Annotated in this window: 11 protein-coding genes; 3 read left to right on the forward strand and 8 right to left on the reverse strand. The window is 62.7% G+C overall.

Annotation, left to right across the window (positions count from 1 at the left end):
- Nucleotides 1-263: 263 nt before the first annotated feature.
- The 6 genes from LZC95_51130 to LZC95_51155 all read right to left on the reverse strand — a co-directional run bounded on the left by LZC95_51130 (nucleotide 264) and on the right by LZC95_51155 (nucleotide 11152).
- Nucleotides 264-686 carry a hypothetical protein gene (locus tag LZC95_51130; protein ID WXA94763.1) on the reverse strand — a complete coding sequence of 141 codons (423 nt, stop codon included), beginning with the start codon at nucleotides 684-686 and terminating at the stop codon, nucleotides 264-266.
- Between the two features lie 515 nt (nucleotides 687-1201).
- Entirely contained in the window at nucleotides 1202-1747 is a 546-nt protein-coding gene (locus tag LZC95_51135; protein WXA94764.1) for a sigma-70 family RNA polymerase sigma factor, read from the reverse strand.
- A gap of 1 nt (nucleotide 1748) precedes the next feature.
- Entirely contained in the window at nucleotides 1749-3155 is a 1407-nt protein-coding gene (locus tag LZC95_51140) for a cupin domain-containing protein (GenBank protein ID WXA94765.1), read from the reverse strand.
- Between the two features lie 100 nt (nucleotides 3156-3255).
- Nucleotides 3256-6051 (reverse strand): protein kinase, encoded by a 2796-nt coding sequence (locus LZC95_51145; protein ID WXA94766.1) that lies wholly within the window; start codon nucleotides 6049-6051, stop codon nucleotides 3256-3258.
- A gap of 546 nt (nucleotides 6052-6597) precedes the next feature.
- Nucleotides 6598-9126 (reverse strand): penicillin acylase family protein, encoded by a 2529-nt coding sequence (locus tag LZC95_51150; protein WXA94767.1) that lies wholly within the window; start codon nucleotides 9124-9126, stop codon nucleotides 6598-6600.
- 55 nt (nucleotides 9127-9181) lie between these two features.
- Nucleotides 9182-11152, reverse strand: a complete 1971-nt coding sequence (locus LZC95_51155) for a DUF885 domain-containing protein (protein ID WXA94768.1) — start codon at nucleotides 11150-11152, stop codon at nucleotides 9182-9184.
- A 318-nt stretch (nucleotides 11153-11470) separates the two neighbouring features.
- Here LZC95_51155 and LZC95_51160 point away from each other — a divergent pair, with 318 nt between their 5' ends.
- Genes LZC95_51160 through LZC95_51170 form a run of 3 tightly spaced genes read left to right on the forward strand, consistent with a single transcriptional unit; the run spans nucleotide 11471 to nucleotide 14096 of the window.
- Nucleotides 11471-12652, forward strand: coding sequence for a Gfo/Idh/MocA family oxidoreductase (locus LZC95_51160; GenBank protein ID WXA94769.1), 1182 nt, complete (start codon nucleotides 11471-11473; stop codon nucleotides 12650-12652).
- 22 nt (nucleotides 12653-12674) lie between these two features.
- Entirely contained in the window at nucleotides 12675-13685 is a 1011-nt protein-coding gene (locus LZC95_51165) for a sugar phosphate isomerase/epimerase (protein ID WXA94770.1), read from the forward strand.
- A gap of 12 nt (nucleotides 13686-13697) precedes the next feature.
- Nucleotides 13698-14096 carry a hypothetical protein gene (locus tag LZC95_51170; GenBank protein ID WXA94771.1) on the forward strand — a complete coding sequence of 133 codons (399 nt, stop codon included), beginning with the start codon at nucleotides 13698-13700 and terminating at the stop codon, nucleotides 14094-14096.
- Nucleotides 14097-14236: 140 nt separating this feature from the next.
- Here the strand turns inward: LZC95_51170 and LZC95_51175 are convergent, their stop codons facing one another.
- Together LZC95_51175 and LZC95_51180 are read right to left on the reverse strand one after the other, a co-directional pair.
- Entirely contained in the window at nucleotides 14237-14434 is a 198-nt protein-coding gene (locus LZC95_51175) for a hypothetical protein (GenBank protein ID WXA94772.1), read from the reverse strand.
- Between the two features lie 79 nt (nucleotides 14435-14513).
- Complete coding sequence (locus LZC95_51180) at nucleotides 14514-15212, reverse strand: pirin family protein (GenBank protein ID WXA94773.1); 699 nt, start codon at nucleotides 15210-15212, stop codon at nucleotides 14514-14516.
- Between the last annotated feature and the right edge of the window lie 147 nt (nucleotides 15213-15359).

The raw sequence follows: 15359 nt of genomic DNA on the forward strand, positions 1-15359 counted from the left end.
CTCCAAGAGCGCCACGACGCGATTCATTTCGTCGGTGGAGAACCCTGCGCTGAACAACGACTCGCGATAGGCATCGAGCAACTGTTGGAGCTGGGTTGGATCATGGGTAGGTGTGCGCGCAGCGAGGGCCGAGCGAAAACCCACTTCGTACCAGAAGCCCCCGCTCGGTGCGGAGTGTACTTGCCAATTCTCGGAAACTTGGGCTGCCCGCCAGCCTGCGTCGAGCAACGCCGTGGCCCTTTGACCTTCACTCTGCTGCATGTTCAAACACCGATGATTTTCTTGACCACGTCAATCATCACTGGGTTCTTCGCGAGGGCCTGCGCCACCTCGAGTGTCTTCGGGAGGACCCCCGGCCGAAGCCCCTTTGCGGCTTGCGCGGCCCAGACTTCGTCGAGTGTCTCCTTCATCTGCCTTTGAACTTCGGTCAATGTCTTTTGCTCGACGCGAATGCTCTTTGCGAGATGGAGAAATTGCCGGAGACCCTCGAATAATCGTGGATCCAGCTCGGCGCCGTCATTGGATAGCGCCTTCTCCGTCTCTCGAATCGCGATGCAATGCCGCTCTTGGTTCGCCCGCCATGGTGGCGATTTGCCGGCGACGCTCCCCGTCACCGCGACAATGTCTCCCACCGCGGCAGCGCCTACTACGCTGTCGGAAATGTTCAATTGATTGTTTTGCCCCATGGGTCCCTCGTTCTGCTCACCAAAGAAGCAGAGCTATTATAGGGATCCAATCGGCATAGGCTCGTCCTATTTAATATATTGTGTGATGTGGATTTGACTCGAGATTAGGATCGCCAACGAACATCGCGTGAAGCAATCGGGTCACCTTGGCCACTGATGTAACGCGCTCTGCCCGCGTTTGCGTTCGCGAGGGGTGCAACGTGCTGTTGCCAACCTTTGGCCCCAGGGGGGTGTGGGGGCATTCGCGATTCGCGAATCGCGAATGGCAAATCCATCGCTACCCCCCCTCCGGCCTCGCCGTCGCCATGGGCGCTTTCAATGCGCTCCGGGGGGCCCGCCCCTGCGGGCGCGGAATGCCATGCGGAGTGGGGAGCGTGGGGGACGCGGGGAAGCATGGCATGAGCACCCGCTTTGGGGCGGGCAGCAGCGCGAAATGGGCGAAATGAGAGCATTGGAGAGCGCTGCCGGGTGGGGCAGCATCTCCTCTTCTTCGTGATTTCTTCCTCGACCTGACCTTAGCGCGGTGCTCGTCCGCGCCACGATGTGGTGCCGAGCCAGGCCCGGGCCAGTGCATCGCGGGCGAGACGCAATCGATAGGCGACGCTGCCTCGGGAGACGCCGAGCTTGCGGGCCAATTCGCGCTCGGAGAGGCCGTCGGCGCCGGCGGCCATGACGAGATCGCGATCGCGCTCACCCAATGTGTCGAAGACGTGCGCCGCCCGTTTCGCGCTTTCGGCCGCCCTGAGGAGTTGCTCCGGGGTCAGGCCTCGGAGCGCGACGACGGAGTCCCACTCCTCCACCTCGGCATCGGTGGCGCGTGCATATTCCAGCCCGATCTCTTTTCGCAGGGCCATCGCCTTGCGCAATGCGACGAGAAAGACGTATCCCGCACGCCTCGATTCGTCCATCTCCATCAACTCCTCCACCCGCAGCGCCAAAGCGCCCAAGGTTTGCTGGAGCGCATCGTCCGCATGGCACGCCTGCAAACGCGCCCGCCGCACACCCGCGCGAACGAAGGGAAGTAGCTCGGCGAGAAATCGAGATCGAGCCGTAATCGGCATGTCACACTCCTACGGACGCTGAAGCTTTTCGAGCGTAGCCGACCTTGCAAAGGAGACGCACGAGATCCAGCGCCTCATCGCGAGAAAGGCTGGGCACGCGCTCTGCGAGCTCGTTCGCTGACAGCGGATCCGCACCATCCGCGAGAAGAAGCGTCGCCTGCACGAAGGAAGGCGACATCTCCACCGTGGTCGCGTGCTCGAGGGCAAACTCTTCGGAGGTCAATCGTACGGACTGGTATTCCTCGTTCGAGGCCACCACGCCCACCGAGCCTCGTGCCCTCGGGGCCACGCGGTCATTCGGCGCGGGAGTCCACTGCGCCGGACGGTGCACGTCCTCCGGGGTGAGCGTCCCGACGATCTCGCGCAGAGCCTCGAGCGCGTTCGCCGTATCCCAATCCCCAGCACGTTCGAGGCCCCATAACCGATACGCCGTCGCGCGCCACGCCTCGTCCCGAAGAAGGCGCGAATGAAGTGTCTTTAGCACGACATCGGCCCACGTACTGGGAAGTATGTGAATGTGCAGCGATACCGATTCTTCCGAGGATTCGGTCTCGTGCCAGTACCCGCGCGGGACGTAGAGCATCGCACCTGGTTCGAGTCGGTGGCTTTCCACATTCTCGGTGGGCATTTCCGGGGGAAATTGCCGATGCGCGTAAAGCCGTAGTTCGTGTGTCGAGACCTGCGGGTGCGCCCATGTGTCGGTGGGCAGCTGGACGTGGGTGTTCGGAGCGAGATGCCAGGTCTTCGAGCCGGTGACCTGGATGGCCAACGTGTCGACGGAATCGAAGTGAGTCAGCGTCTTGGCGCCGCGTCGATTGCAAAATAAGCTGCACTGGATGCTGGTCGCCGGAAAGCCCAGCACTCGAGCGATATCGGCGGCGAGGGACTCGAGCTGCGGCATCTTTTGAACGAGCAGCGCGATGCCAGCCGAATAGAGCTTTCGGGCTGCCTCCGGGGACACACGGGCGGTCCGGTGCGATTGCTCCAGAGACTGAAACCACGCAAGGACTTCTTCCCGGGCGAAACCGAGAATGTCGTCGATTTTCCAAGAAGGGAGGAGCTTTCGAACGAGTGCGGTGCGTTCTTTGGTCGGAGGAAATACTTCCGCGCGGCGTTCGAGAATATCCGTCGCTCGGTCCAAAAATGGAGCGAGCCACTTTTCCGTCTCCAGCTTGTCCGAGTCAGGTTCTTTCGCCGGTTCCGGATCTCGAGTTGCTTCGTTTTCGGGCTCGATGCATTGGCACTTGCCACAATCGCGGCCCACCTTTTCCGGTTCGCGTGATGCTTCCACGGAGTCCGACACGAGGACGAGTCTCTTTTGCTCGGCGGAGGGGTCCCTAGTTCCGAGCGCGCTCTCGCGTCCCAGCTTTCGTTTCCGGGCGGGAATGGATGATTTATGTAGGTTCATGACTGCAAAAATGCTCCTCGCCGTGCAGGCTGATATGGTTCATCGGGAATCTTCCTAACGAGAAACGGCCATCGATGATGATGGGCCGAAGGTTGGACGGCTATTGGCAAGTCGAGAGCTTTGCCCGAGCACGTCGAACGGTCACGCTGCGAGGTTCGCGGCCCCATCGTTCGACGACCTTCGTGTACATTTTGCAAGCACCGGCATGGTCCCCTGTTTGGTCGAGCGCTTCGCCGAGCCAGAGAAGCGCGTGCACGTAGGTCATTGGCTTGATGAGGACCGTACACGACGATACGGCGTGATTCAGGAGCGGGATGGCCTCACCGAAACGCCCCGCAAGAAGGTACATATGCCCCAATCGAGCGTCCACGTAGGCGTCGCGGTCGAGAAGATCGATGACATGGTTGGCAGGCATGACCGCGATGGCCTCCTCGGCATCCGTCGCATCGAGCACGCCTTCAACGTAATCGTCGAACCACCGGTTTCCAGGGGAAGAGAAACGAGCCCCACGCTCCATTTGCTTTGCAATTGCCTTGTCGCGTGCAAGCCGAAATTCGGCTCGAGAAATCAGCGCTGACGAATACAGAAGTCGGGCGCTATCGATGCCGGTATCCATGTATGCATTTGGGAGCCATGCCTCGCTCCGGTACGAGAATTCCCGAGCTGCGCGTCGAGCTTCCTCGCGGCGTCCTAGTTCGAGCTCCATCTCCACACGGTAAATGAGCGGCATCCCGCGGTAATTCGCATCGGGCGACGTAGTGGCGGATTGCCGCAAACGGAGCTCGCGATCGGCGCCCGCGAAATCACCGTCGTACACATGCAAGTCGAATTCGAGCGTTGCCTTCCGCAGCGGCCGCTGGGACGCCGAAGTTTGCTCGAGCTGAGCCTGCAAGATACCTCGTGCTGCCTCAGTGGACTTCGTCCGACCGAACACCGCATTGGCGAGCAAGTAGTACGAAAAGGGATTGCTTGAATCTTTCGCGATCAGTTTGCGAGCTGCTTCCTCGGCCAGCTCGCACCGGCCGTCTGCTGCATCGAGGAAGCTAAGCCACTTCAGGCAATCCATCGCACTTGGAGAAGATGCGATGCACTGCTCGAGAAGCCTCCGTCCCTCCGCGACATCACCAAGCTGCATTTGCGCCTGAGCCCCGACCCAGAACCCGGTGGAGGTATTTCCAAGGCTTGCAGCGAGATCCATCGCGCCCTGCGTCTGTCGAGACCGAATGTAATGCTGCGCACGCGCGAGGCGAACGACGGGATCCTCGGGATACGTCCGCGCCAGTTCGTCGATACGTTGCGTGCTGGCGGCGACGTCCGGCGGCTGTTCGACCAGGGGATTTAGCGCCTGGAGCAATGCGGCCTCCGATGGCGCGAGCTGGCCGCGAAGTGCCAGGGCGACGGGCGCGTCATCGTGCACGCCAGGATTGATATCTTCGGAGGCCGCCAATGAAAGCAGACGCGCGCGTGCGTTGTTTGGTTCGAGCTCGGCCGCTCGTGCGAACAAGGTCCACGCCCGCTCACGCGAGGCGTCCGCCCAAAGCTGAATCCCTTGCTCGAGAAGGCCCTCCGCCTCGGACTTCGGCGCGGCCGCCGCGTGCACAATGGCGCTCGCCATCGGCGGCTGCGTCGAAGTTGGCCCGCCCGCCTTCAACCAGGTGGCCATGTGGCACAGGCCGACGGCGCCGGCGAGCACGGCGACCCCCACCGTGAGGCATCGGCGAGCGACAATGCACGACGGCCGATGCAGCTCCGCGAGCAATTTGCGAAAGTTGGGATACCTTGCGCCCGGGTCGTTCGCGGTCGCTCGGCTCAATACGCGGCGAAGGTGCGGTGGCAGCCCGGCTGCCGTATCGCCTTGCTGGAGGCTTGCGAGTTCGCGCGCCCTCGGGTGGACGCCGGTGAGGAGCTCGTATGCCATGATGCCCCACGCGAATTGATCCACGCGTGCATCGAGCCGATGCCCCAGGAGCTGCTCGGGGGCCATGTAACGCGGGGTGCCCACGATTCCGAACGTCGTGTCGTCTTGTAGGCGCTCGGTTTGCAGGGCCTTGGCGATGCCGAAGTCCGCGACCTTGGCTCGCTTGTCGCTCGTCAGAAGGACATTTTCGGGCTTCACGTCACGGTGCACGATGCCGTGCTCGTGCGCGTAGGCGAGGGCCTCGGCGATTTGCGAGAGCCACTGCAATCGCTCTTCGCGGGTCGCCTCCGTTTTCATCGCACTTCGAAGATTGCTCCCGTCGCCGCAGAGCTCGAGGGCCAAATAGGGGAGGCCGTCGCACTCGCCCGCGTCGTAGATTTCGACGATGTTCGGATGTTTGAGTGCGGCCACCACGCGCGATTCGTTCAACAGGCGCCGTTTGGCCTGCTCGTGATCTCCACCCTCGGGCGAGGCCTGCACGCGGACGACTTTGATGGCCACGGGGCGTTGAAAGGTCCGATCCTCCGCGCGGTATACCTCGCCCATTCCTCCCTGACCGAGCCACCCCTCGATGTAGTACCGCTCATTGAAGAGAGTTCCTTCGTCCAATTGGCGCTCCACGAGGCCGGAGGTCGATGGAAGCGTGCCCCGCACCGAACGCTGCGGCATTCGGAGCAGCTTGTCGCGAAAGAGCCACAAATGCGCTTCATCGAGCTCGATCTCGGCGATATGCCACGAGCCAAATGTGCTTTTGCGGGCCACGTTGCCTTGGCCCGGGCCCGCCAAGCAGGCTGCCAGCGCGTCCTCCGATTCTGCGATCGCCAACAGCACGAACTCGGAGAGCGCTTGGTTGTCGGCGAGAAAGAGAAACCACCCTTCACGCTCGTCCAGCAGCTCTTCCAAGTGCAGGTGATCCAGAAGGCGCACACCCACCTTCAGCGCATGCGCGGGTAGCGCCGCCACCTTCGCACTGCTCATCGGCGCCTCATCCTGCGAAAACCGAGCTCGAACGGTCCCCGCATTCGGCTGGTACGGTTGAATGTCCAGTTCGGCCCGCATGTCCCGCCTTCCCCTTCATGGAAAGCGGGAAAAGGGCCAAGTGGATCAAAAATACCCAACGACAGCTCACGAATACCGGATATTGCCGGCATGCGGGCGTGTGCCGGCGCGGGCACACGACGCCGTGCGCCAGATGGCGCGATGTCGCCGCTGTTCGGACAGCCACCGCCTCTAGGCTGCGAAATAGCGCTTTGCAACGACGTGCTCCCCTCCACCATGCCGCCCAAAAACGGGAGAACTGCGGCACTATGCAGAGCTTCCTGATCTGCAGCAAGGGCTTTTTCGCCGTCGCCGCGACAAGCAATTATCGTTTCAATGCAACATGTTGCACGTTGCAACGCGGGCACCGGGGCGCGGCTGGATAACGGGCTCACCGCGCCAGAGATGGCCCTCCACCGGATTACTGAACGGGAATACCGCGCTCGAAAAGAGGACGGTCGAGCCGCCCAGTAACCCGGTTCCCCATTACTGCTCGATGACCTGGGTCGTAAGCCCGGGATCCGCGGCGATATCCGCTGGCGAGAACAGGACCTTGCGCCACCGCTTCGCCAGAAAAAGCTCCGTCTGGCTGGTGAAGTTCCGCGCGTCCTGGTCGCCGGTCTCGCCGTAGGTCAGCAATGCATTGGCGCGAACGCCACCATTGGGCGCGTACTCCATCGCCAGGATGAAGCTGGAGCCATAATTGACGACGTAGCCCTCGGCCGAAAGGCCCGTCGCCGCGTTGATCGGCGCGCCGCGCACGGAGTAGCGATCCTCGGCCGACGAATTGTTCGCCGTGCCGTACGTCATGACATTGGTGGTGCCTTCGCGGCCGTTGCTGCCGTGAAGCCCAAATCGCTGTTTGCGTTTGCCGCGCACGATGAACTGGACGTTGCCCAACGGCGCATCCAGCGGGACGTTGGCGGCCTTCAACGTCTGCACCGCCTGGGCGAGCTTGTCGAGCAGCGGATCGTCTCCTTCGGCGGGCGCGGGCTTGAGCGTGTGCGGCGTGGCGATGGGATGCGCCGGGTCGAACGGTGTGGCGAAAAGATCGCCACCGCCGACCAGCGCATCGCCCGTATAGGCGCCCATGAACTCGCGCCAGACGACGGCGCCCACACTGTCCAAGTCGAATCGCCCGTTCCATTGCGACAGCAGGGTGCACGCTTGGGTGATGTCCACGACCTGGCCACCGTGGTGACCCGTCGCCTTTCCGCGGCAGCGATCGACCACCTGTGGCAATAGCATCTCCGACGTCAAGCTGCGATTGCTCAACACCGTGGCTTTCAGCTCCTCCAACGTGAATTTGCCATCGGCCCCCGAGGCGCCGTTCTCCGCAATCTCCGTCAGGTACTTCACGTTCATCCGCGTGCGCGGCGATTGCGGTCGCCTCTCGAACCCGTGCAGAAACGAATAACCCACCAGGGGTTCTGCGGGATTGGCCAGCCAATGGCTATCGTTGGCATTGAAGACGAAGTCGTTGCGCGAAAGCTGGGGAAGCCGCGCATAGGGCACGAGGCCTGGCGCCCGCGCACCGTCTTCCTCGACCCACTCGTTCGAAGGATCGCTTCCGTCGAGGACGATGATTTGGAACGCGGCGAAGGCTTTGCCCGACACCGTCGTCGGATCGGCCAGGTCTCTCTCCAGCCGCGCGAGCGCATTTGCATGCAAATTGGGCGTCGCCGAGGCATCCGTATACCACGTATGGCCGTCGCGATCCGTCGCCATGGTGTTGATCCAGCCGGTGCCCTGCACGCTGGCGAAGACCGATTGGAATTCCTCCAGACTCCGCGCGCGGTCCATGCCTTGGAACTGCGCGGTGAAGCTCGTATTGTCCCAATTGGCATCGCGGTAGGCGATGGCGCTCTCCGTGTTCCACACGAACGGCTCGCCCGGAAGACCCGAGGGGAGCGAGAGTACGGGGCCATAATGGGTCGTGTAATACGTTCGCGATTCGTCCTTCACCGAGCCGTCGGGCTGCCGAACGGCGATGGTGAACGGATGCTCCGTCATGGCGCGTTCTTCGTTGCCGTACATGTAATGGGTGGGATGCCCCCGAACCAAACGCAGCGCGTACCCGGTAAAGCGATATCCCGCGGAAAAAGTATGAGTCCACGCGACATCGCGGTTGAATCCGAGCATCACGCCCGGAAAACCGATCAGCGTGGCACCGTATACGTCGAGCTCTCCGGGTACCGTCAAATGGCTCTCCCAGAGCCGCAATTCGCCTTCCCACGGAAAATGCGGATTCGAGAGCAACATGCCCAAACCGCTTTTGGAGCGACTCGCGCCGATGGCCCAACCATTGCTGCCGATCTCGCGTTCGCGCACCCGGGCCGTCGCCTCGGCGGGGTCGGGCATCGCCGTTGCCGGCTGGCCGGGAGGCTGCGCCAAGCCAATGGCGGCAATGAGCCGCGAGGCACTTCCAGTGAGCGCCAGATTGATATGGTACGCGAAGAGCTCTTTGGCCGTGATGGGCCGCACCCAGGGCTGGCCTTTGCAATAGCCGGGCACATTCTGCACGCCCGTATTCGTCAGGTACCGATTGAACCCCGCGGCGTAGCCTTCGAGCACCTCGCGCGCGACGGGCGGCTGCTTCGCGAACGTCTCTTCGGCGCGGCCCGTAAGGTTCAACAGGCGATACGCGAAATCGCTCACCACATGGACGCGGCGTGGCCCTTCGCCGAGGTATTTGGCGCGTTCGCCGTGCACCTTGAGTATTTGATCCGCGAGGGTGCACGCGTGATCTTCGGCCAGCGCGTAGCCTTGGCCAAACCCGGCGCTTCCCAGCGTCGGCGCCGTGATGTGCGGAATGCCGTGTTGGGTTCGCTGAATGACGGCCCGATAGACAGGGCCGGGTCGTTGCTCCTGCTCGACCCGACGCTCGTCGTGATGCGTAGGTGCAGCATCGCTGCACCCGTTCAGCAAGAATAGCGCAACGACGTGACCGATGGGCCATAGCCCGTGGCGCCATCGGTGACTCGCACGATGGCGCCAAAGAAATGAGGAAGACATCGTATCTGGATAGATCGAATGTCTCCTCGGTCCATGTGAAAAACGATTTCGACGCTTAGAAACCCGCGAGGAATTGTTCGCGGAAGTATCCCGGCGGAATCGTCCCCTGTTTCATGAAGCGTACGTGGAATTCTGTGGCGGAGAAGCGGTCTCCGGCGCGCGTCTTGGCCTCGGCGCGCAAATCCAGAATGGCTTCTTTGCCGAGCCGGTACGTGATGGCTTGGGTGGGCCATTTCGAATAGCGGAAAATGGCGCCAAAGGCATCGTCGCAGCTGCCCTTTTTCGTTTCGTCCGTTGCGCCTTGGCAGGGGCCAGGCAAAAAGTCGACGACTTGAGAAAAGAGGTCCTGCGCCTGCTCGAAGGAGATGCGACCCAGGTGAAGGCCGGTATCGATGCGCACGCGCACGTCGCGCGTCAACTTGCCTTTGAGCTGATAAAGCCGCTCGTCGGGCGAGTAAAACCCATTCGGTGCTTTGGCTTGCGGCTCCGCCATCAGCGCCTCCGAGTAAAGCGCCCAGCCTTCGGCCGCACCGGAGTCTTCCCACATCGAGGACGAGTCTTCCACTGCACCGGGCGTGAGCCAGCGAACGCGCGCAATGTCATTGCGGAATTGCGTCATCACCTTGTAGTGCCAATCGTGGCCGGGGAATCCCTCGTGCGCCGCCAGATAGGCCAGCGCGGAGGCATTGTTCCGCGCCAGCAGGGCCGGTTTGTTCTTGGTCGGGCTCACGTAAAAGCGACCAACGCCGGACTCCTTGAACGGCGGCGCCGGATAATACGCTGCACCGCTGATCGAACCTTGGAGCGGCGGCGGTGTGACCGTCACGTCCAATTTGTACTCCGCGGGCATCTCGAAGAGTCCCGTGTCGCGTGCATATTTGACCAGTCGCTCGCCCGCTTGACGGTACCAGGCGACCATTTCGTCGTCGTCCTTCGGCGCCTTTTTGGAAAGCTCGGCAAACACAACGCGCACCGCTTCCATGTCGTCCGCGGGAAGGGTCAAATTGCGCTCTTGTCCGATGGATCGCGAGAGCTGCACCATTTCCCGCTGCGTCGATTCGATGACCGCCTGGGCCTCGTCGTAAAGCTGCGCCGCCGGTTTGGTGAGCCGCAGATTGTTGCGCAAGGCCCAATTGTATTCGGCCTCGCCAAACGCGTAGCGATCCGCCTGGAACGCGCTCTTCAACGCGGCCTTGTCGACGACGCCGTTCTTCACCTCGACGAAGAACTCGCTCGCCACGAATTGATGCAACGATTCGTACGCCGCGGCGGCTTCGGCGGCCGCCTTGCGCACCGAGTCCAACAGGGTATCACGCTGCGGCCCGCCGAGGCGCTCCGCCGCGATGTCCGGGAGCGTTTTCTGGAAATATTCGGCATCCGCCACGGCGGAGTCGATCCCATTGATGCGCAGCATCCTCCAATCCGGTGTGTTACCGCTGGCGATGCCTGCCCGAAGCTGATCTTGCGCCCGCTGGAGGTACGCCCGCACGGCGGTGACCCGTTCGATCACGCGCTGCCATTCGGCCTCGGTGCCGTATTTGCCATTGCCGGTGTCGGTCATTCCTTGAAGTTGCCAATCCACACCGCGGAAGGGCTCATCCAGGTACGTATCCAGCGAGCGCTCTTGGTATTTGCGCACTTGGTGCAGGTGGAGCTGAAACTCGATTTGCGCAAGCGCCACGTCGCGATCGATTTGGTGGGCCGCCGAAAGCGTATTCCGATCCAGCGCCTCGAGCCGCTGCTTGAAATTGGCGAGTGCCTTGTCTTCCTCGGCGACCGCGGACGCCGAATGATCGCGAAGCCGCCCGTCCACGTTGGCGAGCTTGGCATCCAGCGCAGCGCCGCCCAAATAGGTGGCTACGACGGGGTTGCGATCGAGAAAATAGAGGACGTACTCTCGTTCGATGGCCGAATACTTCGCATCGGTCGAGGTGTTGTCGGCGGGATTGTCATCGGACGAGGAACAAGCGACGCACGCCCACGCGAAGAGCGCTGCAGTCATCGCGCGCGAAAGGAATTTGGTCATTCTTCCCTACTTAGTCCCTTCGTCTGGCGTGGCCACCGCAAATTGCGCCAACGTGAATGGATTCTTCGCAGTACGATTCGAGGATCATGCCGTATGCAACGCCGATCTGCGGCCCGTCACAACCTTGTCGCCAGTGCGCTAACGGTGGCGGCAGGAGGACGAATTGTCACCACAAGCTGGCCGAGGATCCTTGCAGCGGCACGCATCTTCGCATACGCCCCGACGAAGCCCGGACGATCGATCTCGACGGACGACTCCGCTCGCAGTAATGATGATGTGCCTCATTGAAGATGGACCCACGCCCCGAGGAGAACACCCTTGAGCAATCCGCTGCGAATCGGAATGGTAGGTTACGGCTTCATGGGCGCCGCCCACTCGCAGGCCTGGCGTACGGTGCACCGCGTCTTCGATCTGCCGCGGGGCATCGATATGGCCGTGATCTGCGGACGCGATGCGGCGCAGCTCGAGCCGGCCGCGCGCAAGTTCGGCTGGCGCGAAACCGAGCGCGATTGGCGCACGTTGATCGCCCGCAAGGACATCGACGTGATCGACATCGTCACCCCGGGTGACAGCCATGCGGAAATTGCCATTGCGGCGTTGGCGGCGGGCAAGCACGTCCTCTGTGAAAAGCCGCTGGCCAACACCGTGGCCGAGGCCGAGGCGATGACCGCGGCGGCTGCGCGAGCGGCCCGCGATGGTGTGCGCGCGATGTGCGGGTTCAGCTACCGTCGCGTGCCGGCCGTCGCACACCTGCGCGCGCTCGTTGCAGCGGGGCGCATCGGTGCAGTTCGGCACGTGCGTGCGGCGTACTTGCAGGATTGGATCGTCGACCCCGAGTTCCCGCTCGTCTGGCGCTTGCAAAAGGAGCGCGCAGGCTCGGGCGCCCTCGGCGACATTGGTGCGCACATCCTCGACATGACGCAGTACGTGACCGGCGAGCGCATTACCGGCGTGGCCGGCCTCACGGAGACGTTCGTGCGCGAGCGGCCGCTGCCGTCGGCGAGCAGCGGGCTTTCCGCGAGCGCGGAGACGAAATCGCAGGCGCGCGGGCGCGTGACCGTGGATGACGCGGCAATCGTTCTCGGGCGGCTCTCCGGCGGTGGCCTCTGCACCTTCGAGGCAACGCGTTTCGCCACCGGCCGCAAGAATGCGCTGCGCATCGAGGTGAACGGTTCACTCGGTTCGCTGGCCTTCGACTTGGAGCGCTTCAACGAGCTCGAATACCATGCCGGCGCGCGTGCAGGCACCGAGAGCGGATTCACGCGCATCCTGGTGACCGAGCCGGAGCACCCGTACATCGCGGCGTGGTGGCCGCCCGGGCACATCATTGGCTACGAGCATGTGTTCACGCACCAGGCGCGCGACTTCGTGCACGCGATTGCCGAGGGCACCGAGCCCTCTCCCAGCTTCGCCGAGGCGCTCGGTGTGCAGCTGGCGCTCGACGCGGTCGAGCGCAGTGCCGCACGCCATGCCGCTTGGTTGGACGTCCCCGCCGTCTGAGCACACCACAAGGAGAAACACGATGCCCCGCCCAGTCACGTTGTTCACCGGCCAATGGGCCGATCTCCCGTTCGAAGAAATGTGCCGGCTCGCCTCCCAGTGGGGCTACGACGGGCTCGAAATCGCCTGCTGGGGCGATCACTTCGAGGTCGACAAGGCCCTCGCCGACGAAGGCTACGTCCGCCGCAAGCGCGAGACACTCGAGAAATACCGATTACGCGTCTTTGCGATATCCAATCATCTCGTCGGCCAGGCCGTGTGCGATCACCCCATCGACGTGCGGCACAAAGGCATTTTGCCGGCCCGCCTCTGGGGCGATGGCTCGCCCGAGGGCGTGCGGCAGCGCGCCGCCGAGGAAATGAAGAACACGGCCCGCGCCGCCGCTCGCTTGGGCGTCTCCACCGTCGTTGGCTTCACCGGCTCGTCGATCTGGCACACGGTGGCCATGTTCCCGCCGGCTCCCGAATCGATGATCGAAGCGGGGTATCGCGATTTCGCCGACCGGTGGAATCCCATTCTCGACGTCTTCGACGAGGTGGGCGTGCGCTTTGCCCACGAGGTGCACCCTAGCGAGATTGCCTACGATTATTGGACGACGAAGCGCACCCTCGAGGCCATTGGCCACAGACCCGCCTTTGGTCTGAATTGGGATCCTTCCCATTTCGTATGGCAGGACCTCGACCCGGTGAATTTCATTTTCGATTTTGCCGATCGCATTTACCACGTCGATTGCAAAGACGCGAAGGTGCGCACGGGCGACGGTCGGCGCGGCAGGCTATCGTCCCATTTGCCGTGGGCCGACATGCGCCGCGGCTGGGATTTCGTCTCCACCGGCCACGGCGACGTCCCGTGGGAAGACTGTTTTCGTGCGCTCAACGCCATCAAGTACAACGGCCCCATTTCCATCGAATGGGAAGACGCCGGCATGGACCGCCTCGTCGGCGCACCCGAGGCCCTCGCCTTCGTGCGCCGCCTGGCCTTCGACCCGCCATCCGCGGCTTTCGACGCAGCGTTCAGCTCCGATCGAGGGTAATCTCGAGAGGTGATGGCATCTCCCTTCCGTGAGCCTTCGCCCCCGAACAGCGAGCCGGCTCGCTTCACGTATCCAGTGAACGAGTTCAATCGCAAAATCCCCAGGGGCGTTGGTATCTCGATGGCGGTGCTGTTTGCTGGCTTCGTCTTGAATTTCTGCGAACACGCCGTAGTCGTGAACATCAACCGCTACTTCCTCGCATTCTTTTGCCTGAACCTGGCCATCCAGGCTTGGTTCTGGCGCAAAGACTACATGGAGAAGCGAATTCATTTCGAGGTGCAGCAAGGTCGATTGACCGTAACGAGGGGGCAGATGGTGCTGTTCCAGGGAGGTCTCCGGACCCTTCGCAGCATCGGTGCCGAAGAAGGGACCGAAAGGCAGCAACTCGAGGATGGCGAAGGTCCGCCCTAGAAGGTGTCGCGGCTCGTCCTCATCCACGCTGATGGCACGCGCACGCTTTTGTCGGAAAGAGCCGTCGAATTTGCCACGAACGACAGCTGGCGGGCGAAGATCCGCAGCTTCCTGGGACAACAGGGATGGACGCCGAGCGACTAAGACGACCTCCGCTCAACGCGGGTCGCCCACTCGGCGATTTCCCCTTCGTGCACGGCGGCGTAAATCGCATCGCGAAGGGCATTCGCCTCGGCGTGCGTGAGCGTTCGCGCGAGATCGCGCAGGGTGACGCGAAGTAGCACATTCTTCTGATCGGGCCGCAGGCGCAGCCGTGTGCGTGCGGCGGGCGGAAGCATCGCATACGGCGTTTCTCCCGCGACGTCGATGCTCTCGACGGCATCGGCGCGCGAACCGCGCCGTCAAGGACGATTCATTTCATGCGAGGTCGAACACGAGGATCTCGCCGCCGTCGACGCCCTCCACGCGGATGCTTTCTTCGCCGCTGATGGCGGCGCCGTCGCCCGGTTCGAGTTCGCGCCCGTTGACTTGCATCCGTCCGCGCGCGGCCTGCACCCAGGCGTGCCTTCCGGGGCGAAGGGACAATTCGGCCGATTGTCCCTTGTCGAAGAGACCCGCGTAGACGAGAGCATCGGCGTGGATGGTGACGCTGCCATCGCGCCCATCGGGCGAGGCGACGACGCGCAGGCGACCCTGCTTTTCTTCGCGCGAGAACGTCTTCTGCTCGTAGCTCGGGGCGATGCCTCGCTTCTCGGGGACGATCCAGATCTGGAGAAAGTGCACCAGGTCGGTCTTCGACGCGTTGAACTCGCTGTGCACCACGCCGGTCCCGGCGCTCATGCGCTGCACGTCGCCCGGGCGGATGACCGAGCCCGTGCCCATCGAGTCCTTGTGCTCCAGCGCACCGTCGAGCACGTAGGAGATGATTTCCATGTCCCGGTGCGGGTGGGCGCCGAAACCTTGGCTCTTGGCCACGCGATCTTCGTTGATGACGCGGAGCGCGCGAAACCCCATGTGGTCTGGGTCGTAGTAGCCCGCAAAGGAGAAGCTATGAAAGCTGTCGAGCCAACCGTGGTCGGCGTGGCCGCGCTCTCGAGCAGGTCGAACGGTCATCATGGTGAAAACCTCACTTCCAGGGCTACAGCATGCGTCCAGTGAATCATCTCGTAAACCGGCAATCCTTTGAGGTTGATCATCTCGAAACGAGATGGCTTGAACGGGGCACCCTCGAAGGAGGTATCGTCGATCCCACGATGAAAAACG

Source organism: Sorangiineae bacterium MSr12523 (assembly GCA_037157775.1).
GTDB lineage: Bacteria > Myxococcota_A > Polyangia > Polyangiales > Polyangiaceae > Pendulispora > Pendulispora brunnea.

Excerpts from the sequence above, each read along its gene's own strand:
- LZC95_51130 (WXA94763.1), bottom strand. The coding sequence starts at position 686 with ATGGGGCAAAACAATCAATTGAACATTTCCGACAGCGTAGTAGGCGCT.
- LZC95_51135 (WXA94764.1), bottom strand. The coding sequence starts at position 1,747 with ATGCCGATTACGGCTCGATCTCGATTTCTCGCCGAGCTACTTCCCTTC.
- LZC95_51140 (WXA94765.1), bottom strand. The coding sequence starts at position 3,155 with ATGAACCTACATAAATCATCCATTCCCGCCCGGAAACGAAAGCTGGGA.
- LZC95_51145 (WXA94766.1), bottom strand. The coding sequence starts at position 6,051 with ATGAGCAGTGCGAAGGTGGCGGCGCTACCCGCGCATGCGCTGAAGGTG.
- LZC95_51150 (WXA94767.1), bottom strand. The coding sequence starts at position 9,126 with ATGTCTTCCTCATTTCTTTGGCGCCATCGTGCGAGTCACCGATGGCGC.
- LZC95_51155 (WXA94768.1), bottom strand. The coding sequence starts at position 11,152 with ATGACCAAATTCCTTTCGCGCGCGATGACTGCAGCGCTCTTCGCGTGG.
- LZC95_51165 (WXA94770.1), top strand. The coding sequence starts at position 12,675 with ATGCCCCGCCCAGTCACGTTGTTCACCGGCCAATGGGCCGATCTCCCG.
- LZC95_51170 (WXA94771.1), top strand. The coding sequence starts at position 13,698 with ATGGCATCTCCCTTCCGTGAGCCTTCGCCCCCGAACAGCGAGCCGGCT.
- LZC95_51175 (WXA94772.1), bottom strand. The coding sequence starts at position 14,434 with ATGCTTCCGCCCGCCGCACGCACACGGCTGCGCCTGCGGCCCGATCAG.
- LZC95_51180 (WXA94773.1), bottom strand. The coding sequence starts at position 15,212 with ATGATGACCGTTCGACCTGCTCGAGAGCGCGGCCACGCCGACCACGGT.